The 23,520-nt window shown below is 41.2% G+C and carries 31 protein-coding genes and 1 other RNA gene; 6 read left to right on the forward strand and 26 right to left on the reverse strand.

Features of this window, described 5'->3' with window-relative positions; all coding sequences use genetic code 11:
* Positions 1 to 278 precede the first annotated feature (278 nt).
* From Q7S57_01155 to Q7S57_01175, 5 genes are all read right to left on the reverse strand, one after another.
* Positions 279 to 983: a DUF3800 domain-containing protein gene (locus Q7S57_01155; GenBank protein MDO8511853.1), complete on the reverse strand. Its 705-nt coding sequence runs from the start codon at positions 981 to 983 to the stop codon at positions 279 to 281.
* 47 nt (positions 984 to 1,030) lie between these two features.
* Entirely contained in the window at positions 1,031 to 1,426 is a 396-nt protein-coding gene (locus Q7S57_01160) for a hypothetical protein (protein MDO8511854.1), read from the reverse strand.
* Complete coding sequence (locus Q7S57_01165) at positions 1,423 to 1,611, reverse strand: hypothetical protein (protein MDO8511855.1); 189 nt, start codon at positions 1,609 to 1,611, stop codon at positions 1,423 to 1,425. Before Q7S57_01165 ends, Q7S57_01160 begins: the two co-directional genes overlap by 4 nt.
* A 410-nt stretch (positions 1,612 to 2,021) precedes the next feature.
* Entirely contained in the window at positions 2,022 to 2,783 is a 762-nt protein-coding gene (locus Q7S57_01170) for a hypothetical protein (protein ID MDO8511856.1), read from the reverse strand.
* An 86-nt stretch (positions 2,784 to 2,869) separates the two neighbouring features.
* Complete coding sequence (locus tag Q7S57_01175) at positions 2,870 to 3,151, reverse strand: hypothetical protein (GenBank protein ID MDO8511857.1); 282 nt, start codon at positions 3,149 to 3,151, stop codon at positions 2,870 to 2,872.
* A gap of 286 nt (positions 3,152 to 3,437) precedes the next feature.
* On the opposite strand from Q7S57_01175, the gene Q7S57_01180 reads away from it, so the two are divergent.
* From Q7S57_01180 to Q7S57_01190, 3 genes are all read left to right on the forward strand, one after another.
* Positions 3,438 to 3,614, forward strand: a complete 177-nt coding sequence (locus Q7S57_01180; protein ID MDO8511858.1) for a hypothetical protein — start codon at positions 3,438 to 3,440, stop codon at positions 3,612 to 3,614.
* Between the two features lie 342 nt (positions 3,615 to 3,956).
* Complete coding sequence (locus tag Q7S57_01185; GenBank protein ID MDO8511859.1) at positions 3,957 to 4,727, forward strand: hypothetical protein; 771 nt, start codon at positions 3,957 to 3,959, stop codon at positions 4,725 to 4,727.
* The gene (locus Q7S57_01190; protein MDO8511860.1) at positions 4,724 to 5,302 is read left to right on the forward strand and encodes a DUF3800 domain-containing protein; all 579 of its coding nucleotides are present in this window, start codon (positions 4,724 to 4,726) and stop codon (positions 5,300 to 5,302) included. Before Q7S57_01185 ends, Q7S57_01190 begins: the two co-directional genes overlap by 4 nt.
* A 109-nt stretch (positions 5,303 to 5,411) precedes the next feature.
* Here Q7S57_01190 and Q7S57_01195 read toward each other — a convergent pair whose 3' ends face one another.
* The 5 genes from Q7S57_01195 to Q7S57_01215 form a co-directional block, all read right to left on the reverse strand.
* Entirely contained in the window at positions 5,412 to 5,957 is a 546-nt protein-coding gene (locus tag Q7S57_01195) for a hypothetical protein (protein MDO8511861.1), read from the reverse strand.
* Positions 5,954 to 6,355, reverse strand: a complete 402-nt coding sequence (locus tag Q7S57_01200) for a septum formation initiator family protein (GenBank protein MDO8511862.1) — start codon at positions 6,353 to 6,355, stop codon at positions 5,954 to 5,956. The genes Q7S57_01195 and Q7S57_01200 overlap by 4 nt, the downstream gene beginning before the upstream one ends.
* Positions 6,339 to 7,394: a S1C family serine protease gene (locus Q7S57_01205; protein ID MDO8511863.1), complete on the reverse strand. Its 1,056-nt coding sequence runs from the start codon at positions 7,392 to 7,394 to the stop codon at positions 6,339 to 6,341. The genes Q7S57_01200 and Q7S57_01205 overlap by 17 nt, the downstream gene beginning before the upstream one ends.
* A gap of 202 nt (positions 7,395 to 7,596) precedes the next feature.
* A complete protein-coding gene (locus tag Q7S57_01210; protein MDO8511864.1) occupies positions 7,597 to 8,325 on the reverse strand; it encodes a hypothetical protein in 729 nt (242 codons plus the stop codon).
* Between the two features lie 278 nt (positions 8,326 to 8,603).
* Entirely contained in the window at positions 8,604 to 8,747 is a 144-nt protein-coding gene (locus tag Q7S57_01215) for a DUF5679 domain-containing protein (protein ID MDO8511865.1), read from the reverse strand.
* A gap of 292 nt (positions 8,748 to 9,039) precedes the next feature.
* Between Q7S57_01215 and Q7S57_01220 the strand changes: the two genes are divergently transcribed.
* Complete coding sequence (locus Q7S57_01220) at positions 9,040 to 9,225, forward strand: hypothetical protein (GenBank protein ID MDO8511866.1); 186 nt, start codon at positions 9,040 to 9,042, stop codon at positions 9,223 to 9,225.
* A gap of 144 nt (positions 9,226 to 9,369) precedes the next feature.
* On the opposite strand, the gene Q7S57_01225 is transcribed toward Q7S57_01220, so the two are convergent.
* Both Q7S57_01225 and Q7S57_01230 read right to left on the reverse strand, forming a co-directional pair.
* Entirely contained in the window at positions 9,370 to 10,326 is a 957-nt protein-coding gene (locus tag Q7S57_01225) for an FAD-dependent oxidoreductase (GenBank protein ID MDO8511867.1), read from the reverse strand.
* Positions 10,327 to 10,336: 10 nt separating this feature from the next.
* Positions 10,337 to 10,588, reverse strand: a complete 252-nt coding sequence (locus Q7S57_01230; protein MDO8511868.1) for a glutaredoxin family protein — start codon at positions 10,586 to 10,588, stop codon at positions 10,337 to 10,339.
* 166 nt (positions 10,589 to 10,754) lie between these two features.
* On the opposite strand from Q7S57_01230, the gene Q7S57_01235 reads away from it, so the two are divergent.
* Positions 10,755 to 11,009 (forward strand): hypothetical protein, encoded by a 255-nt coding sequence (locus Q7S57_01235; protein MDO8511869.1) that lies wholly within the window; start codon positions 10,755 to 10,757, stop codon positions 11,007 to 11,009.
* Positions 11,010 to 11,038: 29 nt separating this feature from the next.
* On the opposite strand, the gene Q7S57_01240 is transcribed toward Q7S57_01235, so the two are convergent.
* The 4 genes from Q7S57_01240 to Q7S57_01255 form a co-directional block, all read right to left on the reverse strand.
* The gene (locus Q7S57_01240) at positions 11,039 to 11,782 is read right to left on the reverse strand and encodes a prolipoprotein diacylglyceryl transferase (protein MDO8511870.1); all 744 of its coding nucleotides are present in this window, start codon (positions 11,780 to 11,782) and stop codon (positions 11,039 to 11,041) included.
* Positions 11,783 to 12,087: 305 nt separating this feature from the next.
* Positions 12,088 to 13,311, reverse strand: coding sequence for a trypsin-like peptidase domain-containing protein (locus Q7S57_01245; GenBank protein ID MDO8511871.1), 1,224 nt, complete (start codon positions 13,309 to 13,311; stop codon positions 12,088 to 12,090).
* Between the two features lie 19 nt (positions 13,312 to 13,330).
* The gene (locus Q7S57_01250) at positions 13,331 to 14,290 is read right to left on the reverse strand and encodes a serine hydrolase (protein MDO8511872.1); all 960 of its coding nucleotides are present in this window, start codon (positions 14,288 to 14,290) and stop codon (positions 13,331 to 13,333) included.
* Between the two features lie 14 nt (positions 14,291 to 14,304).
* Positions 14,305 to 14,508, reverse strand: coding sequence for a hypothetical protein (locus Q7S57_01255; GenBank protein MDO8511873.1), 204 nt, complete (start codon positions 14,506 to 14,508; stop codon positions 14,305 to 14,307).
* Positions 14,509 to 14,779: 271 nt separating this feature from the next.
* On the opposite strand from Q7S57_01255, the gene Q7S57_01260 reads away from it, so the two are divergent.
* The gene (locus Q7S57_01260) at positions 14,780 to 15,373 is read left to right on the forward strand and encodes an L-threonylcarbamoyladenylate synthase (protein ID MDO8511874.1); all 594 of its coding nucleotides are present in this window, start codon (positions 14,780 to 14,782) and stop codon (positions 15,371 to 15,373) included.
* A 37-nt stretch (positions 15,374 to 15,410) separates the two neighbouring features.
* On the opposite strand, the gene Q7S57_01265 is transcribed toward Q7S57_01260, so the two are convergent.
* The 10 genes from Q7S57_01265 to Q7S57_01310 form a co-directional block, all read right to left on the reverse strand.
* Complete coding sequence (locus Q7S57_01265) at positions 15,411 to 16,145, reverse strand: hypothetical protein (GenBank protein ID MDO8511875.1); 735 nt, start codon at positions 16,143 to 16,145, stop codon at positions 15,411 to 15,413.
* 157 nt (positions 16,146 to 16,302) lie between these two features.
* Complete coding sequence (gene xseA, locus Q7S57_01270; protein MDO8511876.1) at positions 16,303 to 17,661, reverse strand: exodeoxyribonuclease VII large subunit; 1,359 nt, start codon at positions 17,659 to 17,661, stop codon at positions 16,303 to 16,305.
* 16 nt (positions 17,662 to 17,677) lie between these two features.
* Positions 17,678 to 17,899, reverse strand: coding sequence for a DUF5652 family protein (locus tag Q7S57_01275; GenBank protein ID MDO8511877.1), 222 nt, complete (start codon positions 17,897 to 17,899; stop codon positions 17,678 to 17,680).
* Positions 17,900 to 17,903: 4 nt separating this feature from the next.
* On the reverse strand, positions 17,904 to 18,134 hold the full coding sequence (locus Q7S57_01280; GenBank protein MDO8511878.1) for a hypothetical protein: 231 nt from the start codon (positions 18,132 to 18,134) through the stop codon (positions 17,904 to 17,906).
* Positions 18,135 to 18,214: 80 nt separating this feature from the next.
* Positions 18,215 to 19,009 (reverse strand): helix-turn-helix domain-containing protein, encoded by a 795-nt coding sequence (locus tag Q7S57_01285; protein MDO8511879.1) that lies wholly within the window; start codon positions 19,007 to 19,009, stop codon positions 18,215 to 18,217.
* 237 nt (positions 19,010 to 19,246) lie between these two features.
* Complete coding sequence (locus tag Q7S57_01290) at positions 19,247 to 19,855, reverse strand: hypothetical protein (GenBank protein MDO8511880.1); 609 nt, start codon at positions 19,853 to 19,855, stop codon at positions 19,247 to 19,249.
* Positions 19,852 to 20,973, reverse strand: coding sequence for a glycosyltransferase (locus Q7S57_01295; GenBank protein ID MDO8511881.1), 1,122 nt, complete (start codon positions 20,971 to 20,973; stop codon positions 19,852 to 19,854). Before Q7S57_01295 ends, Q7S57_01290 begins: the two co-directional genes overlap by 4 nt.
* Positions 20,974 to 21,140: 167 nt before the next feature.
* The gene (locus Q7S57_01300) at positions 21,141 to 22,526 is read right to left on the reverse strand and encodes a sugar transferase (protein MDO8511882.1); all 1,386 of its coding nucleotides are present in this window, start codon (positions 22,524 to 22,526) and stop codon (positions 21,141 to 21,143) included.
* A gap of 147 nt (positions 22,527 to 22,673) precedes the next feature.
* Positions 22,674 to 23,051: RNase P RNA component class A (rnpB, locus tag Q7S57_01305), an RNA gene on the reverse strand.
* Positions 23,052 to 23,091: 40 nt separating this feature from the next.
* A complete protein-coding gene (locus Q7S57_01310) occupies positions 23,092 to 23,484 on the reverse strand; it encodes a ribonuclease HI family protein (protein MDO8511883.1) in 393 nt (130 codons plus the stop codon).
* Positions 23,485 to 23,520: the final 36 nt, after the last annotated feature.

The following is a 23,520-nucleotide window of genomic DNA, read 5'->3' on the forward strand; positions in this document are numbered from 1 at the left end:
TATTCTAAATCCGGCGCGAAAAGAAAGTTTTTCTGCGGTGTTGCGCGCAGGGCGCGCGGTGGCGGGGCTGGCCTCCATTATTCGGTTACGTTCAGCCGTTTCGCATAAAATGGGTTCGAGCCGTTTCAAAAAGACGCTCCAGAATCTGACTTTCCGTTTTTTGACCGCTAGAATTTGACAAACTAATAACTTACGCCGATACTAATCTTATAAACGTCCCCTCCTGATAACAAGAGCCCCTGGGCTCTGCCTCGCGAAAGCGAGGGTAGTCAGGGGGGTCATTGTTTTTTATACTGATAAAATTCGGAATTACCTTTTTCGAAAATAGAAAATTGGGTTTTAATAATTTGATTTTGCTGAACAATGTCATATGAACGCGAATCGCCGGACTCCCACTTCCGATAAATAGCCCAACCAAAATAATCTACCGCCTGATTGCACAAATCAAACTTTGAATCATGAAAATACAAAGCAAATGAGGTTTTTGCGTATTGTTTGATAAGTGACTTAAAAGTTTGTTTCAAAACTCCGCGTTTCTTTTTATCAAAGATGCTACTGAATACCAATACAACATGATCATATCCTTGCCATGTAGCGCGATTAAAAGAGTACTTTAACAACGCTTCGCCCATCTTCATGTATAACTCAACCGGTTGCTGATGAAACCGCGGGTTTGCCTTGTTTTTTTGCGCGATAACTGAATCAATTCTCATTTGATGATCTGGCTTAACGATAATCGAAAAAACTTGATCTCGGACGGCCTGTGTATCTTCGGAGGCGTGAAAATATCCTCTTTCTTCCATGCTTGTGCCACAACTGTAATTAGGCAGAAGATTGTAACGAAGATCTAAAAGCGGCGATGCAATATCAAATGGTTTTATGGCGCTTAGCGCCGTCAAAATAAAATATTTTGTCCCCGTCGGACTGAAATCAAAATTACCGGATTCATCAATGAAAATATAAAGGGTTTTTATATCTTCCATCTATCGTCAATAAATATTTTATAGAGCATTTTATTCAATTATTAGATTTACTTTTCTTTTTTCCTCAACTCATCTAGGTCAATATCTAAAATCATTTCAACTAAATCTTTTTGAGATTGCCAAATGGTTTGTGTAATAGATATAACTTGTTCATTACTGCGGTCTTTGTCTAACTTCTCGGATAATTTATCGTTGCTTTCCATCACCATTTTTACAAGATTGCTTTCACGAACCAGTTGAATGTTCATCCTAAAACAAGAAAGCTTCCATGCCAAAATAAATAACGCTATTCCGATAACTCCAAATAAAATTTTACTCTTAAAATCACCAACAAATAAACCACCAAGGGAAACCAAACCCGCAACATACGTTAAAACTCCTATTGGTCCAAATTCTCTTAAAACTTTTATTAAACTATCAGAAATTAATTTCCACATATTCATATCACAATTATTTTGCTAAAAAATAGCTCACCTGCCAATACGCCCTGTTTGTCCACAAATAATTTTTGTTCGATCATATCTTTTATTGTTTCTTTTATAACCCCTTCTTCGAAAGACAACTTAGTGACTGTGTAGAGATACCCTCCGGCGGCCTCTATTTTATTAATTTTCAGCTCACGATTCATCGCCTATTTAGAAGCAGATAAATCAATTCTAATACTAAGACAACAATTATTATTGAATTAATTGTTGACCAACCACTCTTTAAATAAACAAAATACAATAAGCACAAAACGAGAAGACAGGGTATGCACCATTTTAGAAACTTTAGAATCCAAATAGAATATTTATACGCAAAGATCAAGATAAGATTATTCGTTTCCTTTCCAGCTAATGTCCAACAAATCGGAGAACTTGATAAGATAATAAACTCAACAATTAAAAGGGTTCCTGGATATTGCGAATCTAGCACTCCTCTCAACAAGTAAACAGTTACGATGAGCCACCCAATCAATGGAATTAAGCCATAATCAAAATCGTAGTCATCAAGCACAACTTTATTCTTAGTAACAAGATATGGGATGTTCATATAAAATTATTTAATTCCAAAATTGTTCTTTAATTGTTTAACTTTTTCAGGATCTTCTGCTTTTTGAAGTTCTTTTTCGTATCTCTGTTTATTAATTTCCTTCTTTAATAATTCGAAATCTTTTAGCCAATCACCGTCTATGAAAGCCTCAACACCAAACTCACTCCACTCGCTGTCCATATCTGTATATTCAAGAGAGCAGTTTAAAGCTAATATTTTTGTTTCTTCTCTAAACAATTCGAGCAAGCCGTTCGTATTATTTTCTCCATCCGGTGTAACAAAAGTTGATTGATGAAATTCAAAACTGTAATTTTTTTCATTTAATACAATACTTGTAACTTCTTTTTCTTTCTTGTTTTCATTAGACTTCTTTCTAGACTTAGTCGCGTTAGTAATAATTTTTGGTACACACTCTCTTCCCTCATGTGCAATCCAGCTTGGATAGTATTTAATATCCCTAAAATAAAGTTTAGATATAAGTTCAGGAGCACCTTTCTGGTGGGCAATGTTTATACACTTCTCAACTTCCCCTTGAATCCGATATGCTTCTGTGCCCTCTCGAGGATTTGTACCAAAATAACTTAAAGGAAATTCATCGTCACTATTGTTTGTGTTACTTTTTTTAGCATTATTGTATCCATCGGTACCTGCATAAAAGAAAAAAGCAATCAACAAAGACCAAAAAACACTCCAACCTAAACCGACTCCGAAGAATACCTCCAGTAAAAAAACAACTAAAAATACAATTATTGTAGCTAGTGAACGCATGCCACTATAAACTTTCTATCAAAATACATTTATTTATAATATTTCATAATTTTATACAACTAATTCACTAAAAGCAGGCTGTTGTGTTATTTACTTAACTGTTCATTTATTTTTGAAATTTCTCTTTTCAGTGGTTCCACTTCCTCAGCTACCTGTTTTTTTACCATACGATTAAATTTTTCCATTAATGGTTTTCTTAACAACAAGGAGGTCACAATGATTGCTATTAACCAAACACTTTCAGAAGAAAAATTCATTATTTCACTCATGAACGAAATAATAAAATAACCCACTAAAACCGGAATACCATATATAAAAATATACAACAACAGAAATGGCCAAATTTCGTAAAGTTCGCGTAGTTTCATATGTTTGGAATAACACTTAATGGGCAGAAATACAAGAGACTAACTCATGTCATCCCCATCAAAAAGCGCCGTCGCTAAAAACCCGTTGCGTCCACGTTCGGATGTCGCGCGGGGGGGGCACGCTCGAACGACTACGAATGTTGCTCCACTTTGTTCGCGGTTTGGTTTCGTTCAGCCGTTTCGGATAAAATAGGTTCGAGCCGTTTCATAAAGACGCTCCAAGACCTGACTTTCCGTTTTTTGACCGCTTTTGCAGACTTAGCGGGTTTGTGTATAATAATGAATAATGTCTAAACAAATTAGAAAGAAGCGAGAGGATGCTAAGATGGGTAATATTGAAAAGCAATATAGCCGTGATTTTGGCGTTAGATCCGATAAAAAACTTGGCAACTACCTCAAGGAAAAAGGATTTCCCTCACTAAGTAAATTAATTGAAAACGCAAAACAACCCCCCAAACGTTGAGGTATTGGACGATCTTCACCCTTAGGCCTCGTCCATAAATAAATTTCCCATCTTATACTCACTGCATCTTTAACTGCAAGTACTTCTCAATCGTAAAACCTCTCACCGTACTGCTAGTACGCCTCAAGGTTTTACTCAATCAAAGTCCTCACATTTAAAGCGCATTGAGCATAATCTTGGGGAATTTATTTACGGACGAGGCCTTAGGAAATATTTGCGAAAAGGTTTTGTTTTATTGACAATGAGACGCTTAAAATTAATATTGCCATAGCTTTTGAGTACATCGTTTTTCTTATTGATACAGCAAGCAACGAAAGACACAAAAAATTAATTAAAAGTTCTTTGTATAAAGACGCAACCGTTTATACCGGGACGGTCGTTGAAGCTTGTTTACTCTATGTACTCACAAAATATTTAACACTTAATAAGGTAAGCAAGAGCAAAGTATTGACTCCCATCTGGAAGGAAGAGGCTTCTGGGATCATATATGATTTCAGTAAAAGACGAAGAATAAGACATATCCGAGAAAAACTAAGTAATGAAAGTCTTAAAGATTCAGTAAATTTTATTGAAATAAATCGGGCGTGCAAGAGGTTAAAGATACTGTCAAAAAAAGAATTTGAACTTGCGGAAGAAATAAGGACAGCGAGAAACAAAATCCATGTTTCTGGCCTAAAGGAAATAGATAATTCATACAGCAAGGAGCAACTTGATGCGATTTTTAATAAAGCAAACAAAATAATAAGAAAGGTGGAAAAAAAAATTAGGAAAACTAAAAAGAGGCACTTCCACATAGCGTTGTCGTTGCATACATACAGGTTGATTGGAGGCGCAAGGCGCGCGGTGGCAGGGCTGGCCTCCGTTGTTCGATTACGTTCAGCCGTTTCGGATAAAATGGGTTCGAGCCGTTTCAAAAAGACGCTCCAAGATGTAACTTTCCGTTTTTTGACCGCTTTTTTCGTTGGCAACGCCCGACGCCGAGTTTTGACCCATTCGACGCCACTCAGGGTTTACCCCGAGCAATCGTCGAGGGGTAAACAACCGCGCCTCCCAACGCGAACAGCGCGACCAAATCTGAACGGAACACAAATAGTGTATAATTTCAGTATATGAATCAAACTATACAAAAACTATATTGTTATGTTGACGAAACGGGACAGGACGCCAGATCGAGTGTATTTATTGTTGCGGTGGTGGTGAGCGAACAAGAACAAAATACGGTACGTCAACAAATTTTGAAGGCTGAACAAGAATCGGGTATTGGTCTTAGTAAGTGGAGTAATGCCGGTCAAAACAGGAGAATCAAATTTTTAAACATTGCACTTGAGCGAAATATTGGCAGTGAAGATTTGTTTTACGCCTCCTACAAAAAACCTATTCCCTTCTTTTTTCCAATGCTTGATCTCACGGCTAAAGCAATAAGAGCAAAAACTAAAAAGGAATACAAAATTAAAGTGTACGTTGATGGTATTGACCGCAAAAAGGCACGGGAACTGACAAACGCCCTGCGAATTGGAGGCATCTCGTTGGAGATGGTCAAAAGCAGACGCGACGAAAGTGAACCTTTTATTCGTTTGGCTGACCGGTGGGCGGGTTGCGTACGAGCCGGGCTAGAGGGAAACAAAGAAGCAAGGTTTTTGGTTGAAAAGGCAAAACAAGAAAAATATCTACGAGAAATCGAACACTAAAAAACCTCGGCTATTCCCTTGCGGGACCAATCATCGCCGAAACGGGCGAGCCTTTGCCGAGGTCTTATGAAGTTAACCTAGCCCAAATTACAAATCCTGTCAAGGTCGCCTATTTTGTCACCACGGTCTTACTCGCCTCGTCCCACTTGAGCCCCACATTCCACACTGTTACATTGGGGGCGTATTTGCTTTCCCAGGGGCTTATAATCCCCAACGCGGACATTTTCTCACGTAACAATATCGCACTAATTCCCTTTTCGGATAGATAAGTCGCCGAATTACCGCCATAAATCTCGTTCAACATATTTTTTCCGCCCGGAATAGCGTTAATTGTTTTTTCAACCGCCAAACTTGCCTGCTTGATATCCGCCTTGCTAATCCGCACTTTTTCATAATAAGCCGTTACTTGCGTCGCCTTATCCAGTAACAACGCGGACAAAAGCACCTCCGGTTTTTTACCAGAACCGTCTTTTTTTATCGCCTCGGTCCATTCTCGATAAGTTACGCAATAATATCCCGCGCAGACAACCGGTATCGGCACCCATTTTTGCAAACCAAACGGCGCTGTTGGATACACGGACAAGCCAACCAAGCCAAAAACCACAACCACAATAATAAGCACAAACCACACAACCGATACAAGAATGTTTTTCATAACACCGTTGACGCAAAAAACAAATTCCACCACTGACGCGGTATAGATATTTGCGCGTCAAAATTTTGTACCTGAATACCTTGCGCACCGGCCACGATTCCACTATTTGGAACAACTACGACATGTTCCCCGGGCGCTTGAAAACCTAATTTTTCATGAGCCGTTCTTTCCACATAATCATCCGTTTTAAGGTATTCAAGCAGATTTCTCAAATCGGCGATTTTCTGATTATTGTCTGTAATTTCCTTTTTTAAGCCACTCACATGTTGCTGTCGCTCCACCCTGCGTCTTAACTCTTGGCCATAAGAGACCATCACCAAAACAATGGAAATTCCTACGACAAAAGCAATAATCAATCGTAGGGGCTTATTTTTTTTTACTTTACTGTTGTTTTGCATTTAGGGCTTGGTTCAATACCGGAATCTTTAAGAAATCATTTCCCCTAATTACCCCCAATGTTACAGACTTACTTAAACGCGCGCCTTCGAGAAAAGTGCCCCAGAGCTGTACGGTTGGAAAAGTTTTGTCATTAATAGAATTAATGATATCGCCGTTTTCCAAACCGGCTTTTGCAAAACTGGAACTCTTGCCAACCGAATCAAGTTTAAACGCCGGACTTGTTTTACCATCTAAACCCTGTTGAATTGTCCACGCGCCATTTAGGTCGCTCAAAATAACAACTGCCTCTTCAGCACCATGCTTCAAATAATCTTGAAGCAAAAGATTAATTTCACTGGCGGGAAGGACGATCCCTTTTCCCGTATTTACGACGACTCCCAATAAATTACGCTGGGCGTCAAAAAATGGCGCTCCCAAATAGTTATTGCTTGGACGAGTAGCTAAAACAATTTGCCGCTCTCTAAAAATAAGATTATCCAAAGATTCCTCGGCCGAGAAATATTCTACCATCCCCGGAATTACAGTGGGGCCTGAACTACCGGTCGAACCAACAACGACACCTTGAGTTCCTGCCAAAATGGTTTCCACGGCCGGAAACTGGGGGGCAGAGAATGAACCTTCAGCACGATAAAACGAAATGCCTTTTTCAGGATAAACGCGCACCAATAAAGCATTAACGATTTTTCCATCAACAAGCATCACTGACATTGAACGCTTTTGATTGGCAATCATGGGCGTTATAAAAATTCCATCGACAGTTAATACTGTCCCAAATTGTACGAAATTATTATTTTCGTCTAAAACACGCACAACATTACCCTTTTCCGAATCAATTACGTCAAAAAACGAAGATGCGCCTTGTGTTTGAGTTTGAATTGTTTGAACAACACGATCGCCTTGTGGATTTTTTTTCAAGAACGCTTGCGTTTCCAGACGCGCCGTAATAGTCCCGGTAATTAATCCCAATACTGTAATAACGACCAATGTAATTAAGAGCGCTTTTACTGTTATGGTGTATGGTTGCTTTTGTTCATTCATAAAGTTTTTAGGGCTTGGTAATTAATAAACGCTTCAATATTATGTTCAATGCGCTTCAAAGACGACTGTCTTTGATTGAACAAAATCTTGAGACGTACTATAAGTACGTTGAAAGATTTTTGATTGAGAAGCAGTTGTATTTGAAGATGGATTGGACATAAGATGAAGCGTTTATTAATTACCAAGCCCTAATTACCGAGCCCTATATTACCGCCCAACGAGCCGTTCCTAAAATTAAAGTAATGGCGACTGTCGCGAAAAGAAGGTATTCCGTCGCCAGCTTGAGCGTTAATGTGGCATAAATATGGCTCTGGAGCAAATGAATTGCCACGTAAAATATGATGAAAAGTGCCCCACTAACCACCAAATAAGATAACGGCAAAAAAGAGAAAACACCCAAAAATTCACACATCAATAACGCCAGCAAAATACTCCAAAAAAATACTCCCGAGCGAGACAATTTCGCTCTACCCAAAACATGCAGTGATAATAAAAATGTTGATGCGCCAACCAGAAGTAAAACAACCGCCAAGGAAATTTGCAAATGGAAACGAAGTCCATATGCGCCGGCGGTAATTAAAAAAAATGTAACCGATGTAAAAAACCAATTCCAGGTTGGAAACGCCCATTCTATTCCCCGCGCCACCAAAAAGAAAAACCCGACCGTGCTGGCGATAATAAAGACTTGTTGAAACAATCCTTGCGACACGAAAAGATTAAAAAGAAAAACACTCGCGATATAGGCAAGAGGGAGAATCGTGACATAAAGCCCTCGTTCTTTTACATCCTCGCGTTGCGTTAAAACTGTCCCCAAAATCAGAAGTATGCAAAACAAAGCAAAATAACCCCAATAGTAATCAAGCCGAACCGTTAACAACTCAAGAAACAAAAAAAACATAATCGTTAGCGTAAGTGATGATTTGTCCGCCATATGAAAATGCACCCTTACAGCATACCACAAAATGGGCACATAAGGCCTCGTCCGTAAATAAATTCCCCATCTTATACTCACTGCATCTTTAACTGCAAGCACTTTTCAATCGTAAAACCTTTCACCGTACTGCTAGTACGCCTCAAGATTTTACTCAATCAAAGTACTCACATTTAAAGCGCATTGAGCATAATCTGGGGGAATTTATTTACGGACGAGGCCTAAAAACAAAATAGCCGACATGTTTAGTGTCGGCTATTTTTTATTTTGTTGCGAAATTACGCAGGCTTACCAATTCTAAACATCCCTGTGCCACAAACCGGGCATACGCCTTTTGTTGCAGGCTTACCATTCTTTAGGGTAACAGGTTCTGCATTTTTAATTTCCTGTTTCGCCTTACACTTCACGCAATACGCTTCCATTGGAATTTTACTTAAGAATCAATATGACAATTATAGCACTATTGCAAAATCAAGTCAAATATGTCTTAATCACCGTTTTTATGCTACAAAAATATCTAGCAATCAACGAACATTATCATGATCCCGAACACCAATTTTTAGGTCTTTCGTGGTATAAATTAGCTATAGTTTCTAAACATAATATAATTTTGGCTATTATCCAGTTTGGCGTGTAGACGCATTTTACTGCGTCCTGTGGTAGAATGAGCATAGACAAGTAAAATGATAATTTTTAAAGAAGGAGGTGTTTAAAATGGCAGAAGAAATAGAAGTACTAGTGGTGGTTAGTAAAGTTCGCGCTTTCTTGAAATCCAAGGACGCGATGATGTCGGGAGATCTGCTCGAAGCTTTAAACAAAAAAGTTTATGCACTCCTTGAGGACGCGGTAGCACGTTGTAAGGGGAATAAACGCTCCACAGTAAAACCACAGGACATCTAGGTAACCACTGATTTCAATTAAACTAAATCAACCACGGATAATACCCGCGGTTGATTTGTATTTATCGACACCCAAAAATTTTCCGCCATCAGGCGGACCCGCCGTGTTGGCGGGCAAAACACACACTACACTCAATTGATTTTGTTATTCAAAATTCTGCACGTACTCTGCGGCGGATAGGGCGGCGGTGCATCCTGAACCGGAGGCAACTATTATTTGCTTATCTCGCAGATCACTTACATCTCCTGCCACAAAAAAACCGGGGATATTAGTTTTCATTTCACGATCAGTTTCGATTTCGCCGATTCGATTCATCGCCAGACGCAATTCTTTCACGGGACCAGTAATCGGTATCAATCCTATTTCCACAAAGACGCCCTGCACGGCAATTTCCTCCATCACGCCCGTGTCCGTATGTTCAACAACAACTTTATCCACAAACTTTCCATTGCCTTTTACTTCCTTTGTTTTACCGTTCACGATCAGGCGCACCTTCCCTTCCGCCTGGGCTTTCTCCAGTTGCTTGATGCTGATTTGCTCGCCACTAAACTGCGGATTGATCGACACCACCGTGACACTCTTGGCAATATTCAACATCATCAACCCGGCCTTCAGCGCGGAATTTCCACCCCCGATAATCGCAATATCTTTGCCGTGATAAAGCGGACCGTCACAAGTGGCGCAATAAGTCACTCCCTTATTGCGATATTCTTGCTCACCAGGAATGCTTAACTTTCGCGATTCACTTCCCGTAGAATAAATCACCGCCTTGGCGGAAAATTCCGTGCCGTCTTTATCTAGGACACGAAACAAATTCCCTTGCTTCTCAATTGTTTTGACAAGCGAACGCTTGATGCAGGATTCGTCGGGAGAATAATGTTTAATTTGTTCCTCAAATTTTTCTGCCAATTCAAAACCGGTAGTATGCACAACTCCCGGCCAATTCTCAATTTCCCCCGAAACAAGCGTCGCCCCTCCAAAGGTTTCTCCAATCATCAAGGTTTTAAGATTATTGCGTAACGAATAAAGACCCGCGGTTGTGGCGGCCGGCCCGAGCCCGACAATAATAATGTCGTAGATAACACTTGATGAATCCTGCATTTTTTTAATATTATGCCGTTGCGACCAACGAAACCGTCAAACGTTCCTCGTCAAAACCAACAATTACTTCGTCTTTACCATCACCTGATATAAGCGTGACGGGAACGCCCATCTGCCCACTCTTATCAATCATTTCCTGCGCGGCGGCCTGATCTGTGGCAACATTTTTTTCCGTATACTCGATATTGTGCTCGGTAAAAAATTCTTTGGTCATTTTGCAGTAAATACAGGCGGAGGTTGTGTAAATTGTTACGTTTTTCATCTTGTTTTAGATAATTATTAGGATCCCTTTATTAAGGGGACGATGGACTAAGGATACTACTACCATTAAGAAGGGCAAGATGTATTCGCTTGTTTTTTTTCGCGAAGAATGTATATTGAAATGTCGTTTGTTTTTGATTAGTTCATTCTTTTGCAAAGGAAAAGCAATGCTTCAATATCTCGTGATTCCGCTAAGTGAAGGATACGACGTGAAACAATGGGTAACCATCCAGCGTCTACATGAGATAATCCGTGTCAGACTAAAGATGGAACACGGACCAGCTGTGATAGCAAAACAATTTTACTTAGACACCGGTGGTGAAGCAATAATTTACGAAAACGTCGGTGCTTTGGCCCACTCTTTGAGCTACTTCATCGCCGAACCAATCGTTCTCACGTTCGACGAAAACGAGCTACTGTAACCCACCGCGCCACCAACGACGCGGTTTTTTTATTGTTCTTCGGAACGAACAATAAAATAGGCAAAACCCAAAATTACAAAAATTGAAACATACTGCATCAAGGACAACCCCGCATACTTCTCCACCCCGAATTGACCGCCATTTTCATATAAAAATTCCAACAAGAAACGTGCGACAAAATACCAAATTAACGACAACCAACTAACCACACTAGCCGGTATTTTGCGGAATTTTTCCAAACTAATTATCACAATAAATCCAAATAAAGAAGATAAGGAAAAATACAAACCAAGATCGTGTCGTGAGATATCGCCAGTCCTAACTGCTAAAAAGAAGTTTGCTACGCGTCCAAGATGTTCATGAATCAAAAAACACCCTATACGATTGACACCCTCCGTCAAAAGCAGGGGCGGGCCAAGAATTTTTATAATCGCGCTTGGTAAAACGCGGTACTTTCGAATAAAGAAAAAAGTGATAACTATCCCAACAACAACTGCCCCCAAACTCGAAAAACCGCTTCCAGAACGTTCAACTAAGCCGGATAAGCTGAAACCCTTATTTAACAACACAAAAACCGCCCTACCGCCAACAAACGCACCAAGAGTTAACCAAAAAACCAGATCAACAATTGTTTTGGTTTTAATGTTGAATTCTTTTGCCCGTTTAATCGCGACCAATGTACCGGCAATTATTCCCAACGCTAAAAACAAACCCCAAACCTGAACAACTAAAAACCCAAGCGTTATTTTATCGATATAAAAATACGGGATCATGACAACAGTATACTCTTGGTGGTTAAGGTGACGTACGGCACCACGCCAAGTAATTCATTAAGCGGATTTAAAAACATTTTTCGCAAAAATGTTTTTACCTCGGAGACCGCCTTCAGGCGGTCGAGAATGAGTCTTAATGAATTATTTGGCGTGGTGCTACAGATTGATCTCATCCAAATTGATTTTACGCACCCGCACGGATCCCCTATGTCGCTCGAGAATTGGATCCCCGATCGCGGTCGGGGATGAAAATGCGAACTTGGATCCTCGATGTCGCTCGAGGATGATTTTGCGAACACGCAAAATCACTTTGCTTCGGTGAGGAAAACGGTAATATTTTTTTCTACATCTTTCGACAACACCGTCAAGACTAACGTGTCGCCTGGTCGCTTATCGCCAACAAATGATTGTAGTGATTTTTCACTTGTAACATCTTGCCCTCCAACCTTAGTAATAATATCCCCCTCTTTTATTCCCGCCTTTTCCGCCCCGCTACCGAGAAGCACCGCCGGAGCTTGTGTTCCACCACTCACAACCAATGCACCATGATCAACCGCTAATTTATTTTGATCTTTAATTTCCGGAGTAATAGAAACATAACGAACGCCGAGAATCGCGCGGACAACACGCCCATCTTTCTTATAATCACTGATTGCTCTCGATGCCTCATTCGCGGGAATAGCGAAACTGATATTTTCCGCGCTTCCCGCCGTCGCAGAATTCACCCCCACCACCTGTCCACTCAAATCCAATAGCGGTCCACCGGAATTCCCGGGATTAATCGCCGCGTCGGTTTGAATCACAGAATTTAAGGTCTCCACTTCGCCTGTATACGAATTACCGGCCTGCACCTGTCTGCCGATACCGGAAACTATCCCCGCGCTAACGCTATTGGGAAATTCACCCAGAGGATTACCGATTGCCACCACTATCTGACCAACTTTTATTTTACTCGAATCAGCGAACTGCAACGTTGGCAAGTTTGTCTTTTCCACCTTCAATATCGCCAGATCAAACAATGGATCTTGCGCGACCACTTTTGCCTTCAGACGATCCCCACTCTTCAAAACAACCTCATAACTGGCGCTTTCATCGCTGACCACGTGTTTATTGGTAATTATCAGACCACTGCTGTCAACAATAAACCCGGATCCGCCACCTACTTCTTGCGGAATCGGTGTGCCGGTAGGTTGTTGAACCTGAATTCTAAACGGCGATTGCCCAAAAAATTGACTGTCAAATGGATCAACGGGAACATTCCGCACTTGTTGGATGTTTTTGATAATTGAAATTGCGACAACGGCAGGACTGGTTTGATCAACAACATTAACAATCGAATCGCCACTTCCTCCACGCTGAGGCATCGCTGTATTCAAATTTACACCGGTATTAATTGGGTTTTTACTTACTCGCTGATTTACCACACCGGCACCGACCAAACCACCGATAAACCCGAGTCCCACACAAACCAAAAGCAACACCATCGTGCTACGATCATTTTTTACGCTAAGATTTTGGTCCTGTTCCATTTCTTCCTTATGTTAATGATTAATATATTGCCCCAACACTAACAGCCTCTCCTCTTTTTAATAATTGTAAAGTCTCCCTTTCGCTATCGACCTTATCGGCATTGCCGAGTGTTACGGCAATTATCATACCGTCTGGAGTCAGTTTTGCCAGTACAAGACAATACAATGCCTCATCCAAATAGCCGGTCTTGCTGGCAAGAAATTGGCCAGGTGTTCGTTCAAACAAATCATCCGGATTTTTGATTGTGTGCTCTCGCTTGGTGTTTTGTGTAATTATTTTATATTCTTTTTGAGAGGCGGCATCCAAGATCAACGGGTAACGCGAAAAAGCATATCCCGCCATCCGCGCGATATCATATGCCGTACCGGTATTTTTCGGCGAAAGACCACTCGCCTCTTGAAAATGTAATGACTCTAATTTCAACTCAACCGCTTTGCGATTCATCGCCGAAACAAAATCAGTCGCCGATAAATTAACATGCTTAGTAATAGACAGCGCGGCATTGTTTGCCGAACCGGTAATACTCGCGTAAAAAAGATCTTTTACGGTAACCGTCTCTCTTCCTGCAACAATACGAAGATTGCCCCCGATTGTATAATCATCCTGTAGAATAGTAACAACTTTTTTTAATGGAATTTTGTTGTCTAGCGCGACCATTCCACTCATTAATTTTGTAATACTCGCCATTGGCAACACTTCAAAAGCGTTTTCGGCGTATATCACCCTTCCCGTATCGGCATTAATAACAATCCCCGCTTTAGAGTGAAGGGTTTTTACCACAGGAACTGAATCAAAATTTTCACTAATCCCAACCTCTGACACAGTGTCTGTTTTTTGTACACCTTCGCCAAATACCCCCCAATTATCTTGTCCAATGGTTTTTTGATCCCGAGAATAAACAATTTGTATCCCAAAAATTACAACGACAAACACCACCACGACCGCCATCACAAATTTCGTGATTGCTGCCAATCGCATCTGACTATCGATTATTATTCGTCACCAAATTCAGCCTCTTCTTCTTTCTTTTCATCTTCATCTTCCACAACGGCGTGAACCCACTTACCGTTATCGTCTTCACAGGATGGACACACCGAAAAGTCGTCATCCCGCTCAAACTCGGTCATTTCCCCGCATGATGTACAGACATATTCTCCAGTCTTTAGAGTTGTATCTGAAATATCATATTCTGCCATTTTGTTTCTTTTTTAATAGTTATAGCCCCCAATTGTTTTAACTGTTTCGCATAATAGCAATGAGTGGAAAAGAATACAACAGGGAACTTTTATTTCTCAATTTTTTCGATGTAGTTCTATTAGATCCGAAATCTCTACAATATTAATTAGCCGCCCAAATTATCAATTTTCAATTCCCAATTTTCAATGAATGATCAATTTTGATAATTATTAATAAGATAGAAAAATGTTTTCTTGTATGTTTTTTACGTGAAGATTAAACTTAGCCCATATGATTGACACCCTACCCATCCACCATCATTCACGGGTTTTATTTCTCTTGAATAAAAGTGAGATCGTAGCTTTTCCCACCGGCACATCATATGGCTTGGGGGTGAATGCGCTCGATAAAGTGGCACTTGAAAAACTAGCGGAACTCAAGGGTCGCACGGGAGAAAAAGCCTACAGCATTTTGCTCCCAACAAAGGATAAGAACAAATTTGTTGATATTACGGAACAAGAAATAAAAGTTTTAGAAAAATTCAATGACAAACCGTTAACTTTGCTGGTAAAACCACAGGCAATCCTCGCGCACCTCGCAAAAGACGGTCGAATCGGCGTGCGAACGGCAGATCACCCATTCACTAAGGGCCTTGTGGATTTATTGGAATTCCCCATTACCGCCACCTCCGCAAACCATACGGGTGAAAATCCCGCCTATTCCACTGATGAATTAACAAAAATGTTTACCAAAGAAACCTTTATGGCGGTTGATGGGGGAAAATTGCCGGTAAACGCCCCCTCCACGGTAGCAAAATTTGAAGATGGCAAATGGATAATTTTGCGCGAAGGTTCAATCAAGAAAAAAGAACTGGAAGCGATATAGACCCCACAAAATACCGCTCTCTATTTTCCGGTTTTGATTATTTTAATGTTGTGATCGAATCGACAAGAGCCATAAATGCTGTTTCATCGAACAAGGGCTCTTCAGACCCGTAACTCATTTGCACCGCAACCAACCGACCATCAGCTAATTTTAGGTACACGACATCGTAGGGCGTCGATCCTTCTACTCGAACATAACGCGTTCCGGAAATTCCTTGTGCCGTAGTTATCTTTTCCTGTCCTTTAGAGAGTTTAGCATCGGAATCTTCCGCGTTCTTTGATGTTGGATATAGAGATATTGTTTGACCGGGAAGAAATTGTGGTAATTCATTTGCGGGAGGAACTTCTGCACCACCCTGCAACCGATTGACCAAGTTCACATAATCACTCTCTTGTTGTTCGGTGCCTTTAGTAATAGTGAGCGCGGAAAAACCTTTTGGCGAATTTTTTTCATCCATTGCGACAATTTTTGATGCCACACGATACCCTACGGGTACCGAATAACTAAATTTTCCACTTGAAAAATAGTCCGAAACGGTTTTTGACACAGCAATACTTGAGGGACTAGTCGACGAAATTGGAGTTGGTGTATTCAATTGAACAACTGAACTGGCGTTTGGTGTTCCCGTAACAGGGGGTTTAATGGATACTTTATTTTCAACAGTCGCCCTATTTCCAGCGCCAATCATTGAGAGCACAAGAACGATTATTATTCCCCCAAAAAGCGCCCCCATTATTCCGTACAAAAAAAGGTTTCTTGTTGATTTGCGCATATCTTTTTAGATTAAGGCTCTTTTTCTTCCTGCGCCGTGTCGGTCTTCAAGTGAAACGTGTTCTCAATTTTGCGAACGTGATTTTCCAGTTCCTTTAAACGGTCACGACAGCTTTTGGCGAGTTCCAAGCCTCGTTCAAATTTTGGCAAATCACGCTCTAAATCAATGTTGCCTGTTTCAAACTCCGCGACGATTTTTTCGAGTTCTTCGTAGGATTTGGTGAAATTTTGGGGGGATTTTGTAGACATTTTTCTGATGAATTTATGATTGAATCAATTATACCACGATGTAATACTGTTCTAATACTATCACCATTTTTAAGTTCCAGCGCGTCCCGAATCACTTTGCCGGCACTGGTTTTCGTTATCGAATACCCGCGCGCCAAAGTTTTTTCGGGATGCATCGAGTTGAGTACCCGCTCAACGGCAACTACTTTCTGCCCATATCGGTTTAGGCTTTCCGTATAAGCTGTGCGCATATTTTTCTGCATATTTTGCAAGCCTGACGCATTTTTTTGCAATGATAAAGAAAATATACGCCCGACATTAACCATTTGTTGCGCTAAAAACTGAACCTTCTCCACGGAATTGGCAACGGATTCGTGCAATCTATTCACGGCCCTCTGCACACCTCGCTCTTTTGTGTTGATATTTTCTTGCACATTATCCGCCATACGCTTGGTTAATTGATTGATTGACGCAATCAAATCTTCTCTTGTTGGGGTAAGCAATTCCGCGCAATTTGACGGGGTTGATCCTCGCACATCGGAAACATAATCGACTAGGGTCACATCGCGTTCATGGCCGACTCCGGTCATGGTTGGAATACGCGACCTGGCCAGCGTCCGCACGACACCTTCATCATTAAAAGCGTGTAAATCCTCTATACTACCGCCACCGCGCACCAAAACCAACGCATCCAAATCAGGCAAACTTTCATTTAGCTGCTCAATCGCCGAGCAAATTTCTTTTGTAGCCTCACGTCCCTGAACGGCCACAGAGATAAAATTTATTTCGATCCCGCCCCGACGCGCTTTAAGCACTTTTATGAAGTCTGTATATGCCGCGGCATCTGAAGAAGTAATCAAAGCAATTTTCTCCGGAAAACGCGGAAGACGCCTTTTGCGTGCCGGATCAAAAAGCCCCTCTGCCTCCATTTTTCTTTTTAATAACTCAAAAGCGCGCTTAAGTGCGCCTTCCCCGGAAGGCTCAACTATTTCAACGTTGATGCTAAATTTTCCAAATTTCGGGTAAATTCTCGGCACACCCCAAACCCGCACTTTCATTCCTTCTTCAATCGGCGTCCGAACGCGAAAAAGCATCGCGAAACAATTCACGATTGACGCTTCGTCTTTCAAACTAAAATACATCCACTTGCCTTGTGAAATATGCAAATCACAAACTTCCCCCTCTACCCAGGCCACCTGATCGGCCATAACCGCGTTTACCTGTTCAATAAACTCCGTAACCGTTAACGGTTTTACGGCTGTTTCTGCATTTTCATTTTGTCCAACCATTCTGCTTTTGAAAAAACTATTTTTCTTCGCTAGGCTTTTGGAAAAAAGCGAGATACAGTATTTCTAAAATGCCAAATGTATTAACTACCATAATCCCAATAAACCACGGCAGTTGTTTGTTGCGAGCAGAACGCCAAAGCGCGAAACCCTTCCAAGGGATCGTCCAAATAATTAGTAAAACCAGCCATTGCATTTTTGCCGGATCATTTAAAAGTGTGACAATAGCGTTAGTATTCATGGGGTCAATTATACATCTCCCTGCTCTCTTTTTCCAATCTACCAAAGTGAAAACCGCCGTAATCACTCTGCCCAGGGGCAAAAAAAGCGATAAACGGCGGTGATTGGTCTCCTGACCGTTGCGACGGATTCTTCCATGGGCCGTCAAGGCTTAATCGACCATGGCCCCACTCCTTTCCAAAAAAATGTGCAGTTGTCGAACACGACGCGCAACCGGTGCTACTTCCTGTTTCCACCCTTTTCTCCTTTCGGGCTTACGCACCAAGTACCCACAACCGTAGCGGGCACAATCAACCTAGCACAATTATTTTTTCTGTCAAGTAGCCTTGTCCGTTTTTTCTTTATTGTCGCCTAATTGTTTCCAAGCAACATCAAAAATCGCTTTAAATGAGTCCGCGATATCCACATGTTCAATCAAAACGCCGATTATTTTTTTTCTAAAAGAAACAATCGATAAAAGCGGTCCGTGCACGGAAAAATGCGCCTTGATCGGTAATTTTTCCTTTTCAATATAGCGACTTTCCCGCAAAGCTTTTTTATCAGATTCAGGTGACCGTTTTTCGCCGTCAGAAGTCGTGTAGATATTAAAAGATTTAATCCCCGCTTTAACCCGTACACCACGAATCTCTTCATCATACTCATTCGATGCCCTTGGAAAAAGATTTTCCATCACATCATCCGACCCCATTCCATACATCGGTTCACTGCTGATCTCAACAAACTCACGTTGCAGATTTTTTAGTCCTTCTTTACCCTCAAAAAGACGAATTGAGGGGCGTTCTTCCGACAGCGCATACAAAGCCCTTAGTTCCGGCAAAAGATGGTGCAATCGTACCCGTTGCTCGTGCGCGTCGCGTTCTCGCTTACGAATCAAATTATCAAGATCTTCCGGAGGTGAAGCGATAAATACCGTCTTTTTCCCGATTAGTCCTTTTTTGCAAAGGCCTTTGTGAATAAGCGAATCCAAAACAACATAGGCCGTAGGACGAACAATATCCGCCTTTCTTGAAATGGTTTGAACCGGCGCTTGCCCAAGTTGAAGTAAAGCAAGATACACCGCCGCTTCTTTTTCAGTCAAACCAAGATTTTCAATATATGACTTTATTTCCATAGTCTTTAATTAACACACATCGGGCTATTTATCAATGGCTCTTATTGTAAACACTCATTAGTTAAGGAAAGAATCGTCGCGTCCGATCACGGAACGGAGCAAGGTTGCTCCGTTCCGTGATCGGTGTTGGTTAGCGTCGACGACGAACACGGATTCCTGCTTGCGACAGGAATGACAACGCGGAAGTGGACACGACGGCTGTTTCCTTTTTTTCCTTGACCTGTGAGCGGTTACCGCTTATTTATTATTCTTAAACGCGTCTGCGATAATAACAGCATTAAAACCAAACACGAGCACTACCAGGCCGGCAATTAACGCATCTAAATATTTATCTCTCTGATGTAACACAACCAACGGTTTACCAACCAATACGGAAAATATTAACGAGCTATTCCCGTTATCATTAAGCAATTCAACGCGATCCTTTACGTTTACCACGATTGACTCTCCGATATCGTTTGCTTCTTTTGCGTTCTTCGCGGAAAAACTAAGATTAATAAATTGACCGGAAACTTTTTTAACGGTAAAAACTTTTTCCACATTACGAATTGAGCCCGTTAATAAAGGTACATTCGCTTTTTCATAAATTCGCGCGACAAAATCCGGCGATTTAAACCAACTGGCCAAAGTATTGGAAAATAAATCCGTCGCCTGCAAAGCATAATATCCATCATATTCGTAATTATTAGTCACCGGTCTACGCGGAACAGGGATTGAAATATCAACCGAAACATCCTGATACTGTGAGAGACGCGGAATAATCAAAACCGTTGCGACCATCGCCAAAACCGCAGAAATTATTATCATCTTGACGCACTTGCCAATTAAAATGGAAAATGGCGTCATACAGATACTTGTTTTTCAACACGCTTTCGAGGAAATTTATTCCACTCACGATTAATCATTTCCATAAAATTCACCTTAAATCTTTCGGTACTAAAAAGCAACGCTCTTTCGCGGATTTTATTAGGATCCAAATCCATTTTTAATACTTTTTGCACTGACGCGCTTAAAGATTCGACCGTTTGATCCGCGAAGAAAATTCCGGTATCAGAAGTAACGGTTTCCAACGCGCCACCGCCGGCAAAGGCAATAACAGGTCTGCCCGAAGCGGCGGCCTCCAAGACTGTTAATCCAAAATCCTCCTCCTGCGGAAATATAAACGCCCGACATTCGGAAAACATTTTTTTTATTTGTTCGTCGGACAGGAACCCATGAAACTTAATATCGGGTCCGGCAATTTTTTTAAGTTTTTCCTCCTCCGGACCGGTACCGACAATATCCAACGGTAATCCTAATCTATTAAAAGCCTCGATGGCCAAATCGATACGTTTATATGACATTAAACGGCTCACAATCAAAAATCGATTACCGATTGTTTTAGCAATATAATATGCTCCACAATCCACGGGCGGATAAACAACCATCGCGTCACGTTGATAATATTTCTTGATTCGCTTAGCGACAAAATTTGAAATTGCGACAAATGAATCAACTCTATCCGCGGCAAAGGAGTCCCAGAGGCGAACATAAGTTAATGGGAACGGGATAAGAGATCTCAACCAACTCGGCACCGTAAACTCTCTAACATAACGATGACTATCATCCCAAACATACCGCATAGGAGTAAAACAATACGAAATATGTAAAGTGTTTGGACCGGTAATAACTCCCTTACCGAAGGAGTGCGACGCGGAAATTACTAGGTCATATTTCGATAAATTAAATTGCTCGATAATTATCGGCATAAATAGTGGAAACAATCGATGACGCGACCTTGCTAAAGGAATATTTTGCAGAAAACTGGTTTTAATACGAGAACCATCTAATAACCCTTCAGTTACTTTTTTATCGTGCAATAAGGTATAAACCGGTGCGTTGGGAAACATATCCATAAGAACCTTTAAAACACGCTCTCCCCCGCCAAATTGCGTCAAATAATCATGAACGAGAGCGATACGCATACAGACAATATACTCTGACACACTTGAGTTTGCGAACCAAAAAATCCCAAACCCCAAATCCCAATGTCCAACAAAACCCTAATTTCCTAAAGCACAAAAGGCGAATTGTTGGTCATTTAGGATTTTAGAGTTTTGTTGGGATTTGGAATTTGGTCATTGGGATTTCGTTAGACGGCCGTCCTGTCCCACAACAATTTCCAAAGCGTGCGAAAAAATATTTGCAAATCCAGTTTCATATTCCACTGCTCAATATACTGTGTGTCCATTGTTGCCTCATCTTCAAAAGAAAGCTCCGAACTTCCACTGGCTTGAGCGAGGCCGGTCATCCCGGGCTTGATTGTAAACAAACGGCGATGTTCTTTGCGGTATTGCGCGATTTCCTCGGGTAAATGTGGACGCGGACCAATTAAACTCATCTCATTTCGAAGCACGTTCCAAAGTTGTGGCACTTCATCAATACGATATTTTCGCAAAATCCTGCCAATACGAGTAATTCTTGGATCGTTCCGCATTTTAAATAATGGGCCACTTCTTTCGTTTTGAGACATCAATTCCTTTTTTTGTTTTTCCGCGTCACTGATCATTGTTCGAAATTTTACAATACGAAATATCTTCTTGTTTTTCCCAATCCTTTTTTGTTTAAAGAAAATTGGACCGGTAGAATCCCACGCAATGATAAATCCAACCAAAGCAAGAAAGGGAGACAATAAAATTATTCCCAATATCGCGCCAAACAAATCAAAAGCTCTTTTAATTACCCGCCCCCAACCGTCCAACGGTGTACGTCTCAACTCTACAAGCGGATAACCGGCGAGCGTTCGCGTTATAACATTGGACGTTCTCGTAGAATACAAATTTGGCACATATTTATATTCAATTTTATAATCTTCACAAAAATCCATTAACGTAAATGTTTCTTTCTCATCTAGATATGGATCACACTGGATAATCTCATCAATTAGGTGTTTATCGTGAAGAGCATTGAGTTTTTTTTCATCGACGTGCCGTAAATGAGCGATCACTTTATAACCGATTCTTTTTTCATTTAAAAATCTTTTCTTAAGCTGTTCAGCAACGACAGTATCGCCCACCAAAACCACCAAATGAGCCCCAACGCCTTTTTCAAACAATCTAATTTGAATATATCTGACGACACGCCTAAAAATTGTCACCAATAAAATTGAGGCCAACCAAGCGGCCACTAACAAAAACCGTGATTGAAACAATTCCGCACGAAAAAACATCCACCCAATAACTGTCGCGACACTCAACGTCGCACCGGCACAAATTCTGGTAAATTCTTCAAATCCACGGCGCGTCGACCCCATTGAATAAAGCCCGAGGATACCAAAAATTACGATCGTCAGTATCCCAACCACCGCCACAAGAAAAACAAATTGACGAAGTGGCAAATCAAATCTAAACAACGCCGGTCTAATTGCGTTTAGAGTCGGACTAACACGAATTATATACGTCAAGATACTTGCCACCAAAATGGCTACTAAATCCAAAGGTACGAGGACTGCGTCAAAAAATATTTCTGAACGTTTCATATAATGTGAAGGGTGCTCCTACTTAGAGATATTAAACCCCAATTTTACCGAAAACACAAGCATCATAAATAGATTTATGAATGATGATTTATGAAAAATGAAGCGTTCGCGTATTCATCATTCATAAATCATTATTCTACGTTGCTCCAGCGGAGGGCAGCTGTACGCCGGGTTCTGTTCCAAAGTTGCCTCGGAGCATAACAATCCTTTGGCGATAGCCATCTATCTTGAGTATACTTTGCAGTATACCTCTCCTATGAATTAGGAAGCTCGCTACCTTTGTTTGCGATTGCACTAGGTGGGGCTTGCCCCGTAACACTGTTGCCAGCGTCACGCGTGGTCTCTTACACCGCGATTTCACCCTTACTCCGCTTGCGCGAAGCGGTATGTTTCTGTTGCGCTATCCCGATCCCGTATCGAGTACGGGACGGTTGACGTTATCAACCACCATTGTCATTGCCACAGTAAAGTGAACAAAGAGTGCCCGGACGTTCCTCCCTTTCGGGCGACCATCCACTGCCTTCCGCAACGACTATAATGACGTATTTTGTCTTTTTTGTCAAATTTAATTCGTGTCCAACGCCTTATTTACCAACTTATCCGCCGCCTTGTTTTTTTCTCTGGGAATTGAATAAAAAACAATAAAATCAAACGAATCTCTTAGAACAAAAACCCGACTGGCCAATTCGATCATCTTAGGATCTTTTATTCTATACTCCCCTTTTATTTGGCGAACCACCAACTCACTATCCAAATAACACTCTACTTCCGTTGCTTTGTTTTTTTGTGCTTCTTCCAAACCGCGAATGATGGCGCGATATTCCGCGACATTGTTGGTGGCAACACCGATCCTTTCGCCAATTTCAATTTTTTTGTCCGGCAGTTCAATGACAACGCCAATTGCCGCCGGCCCGGGATTGCCACGTGACCCACCGTCCGAATGAATCGTTGCTTTCATATCTTATGGGACAATCTTAACATTTTTAGGCCCTCA

The organism is bacterium, from assembly GCA_030647555.1.
Taxonomy (GTDB): Bacteria; Patescibacteriota; Andersenbacteria; order UBA10190; family CAIZMI01; genus CAIZMI01.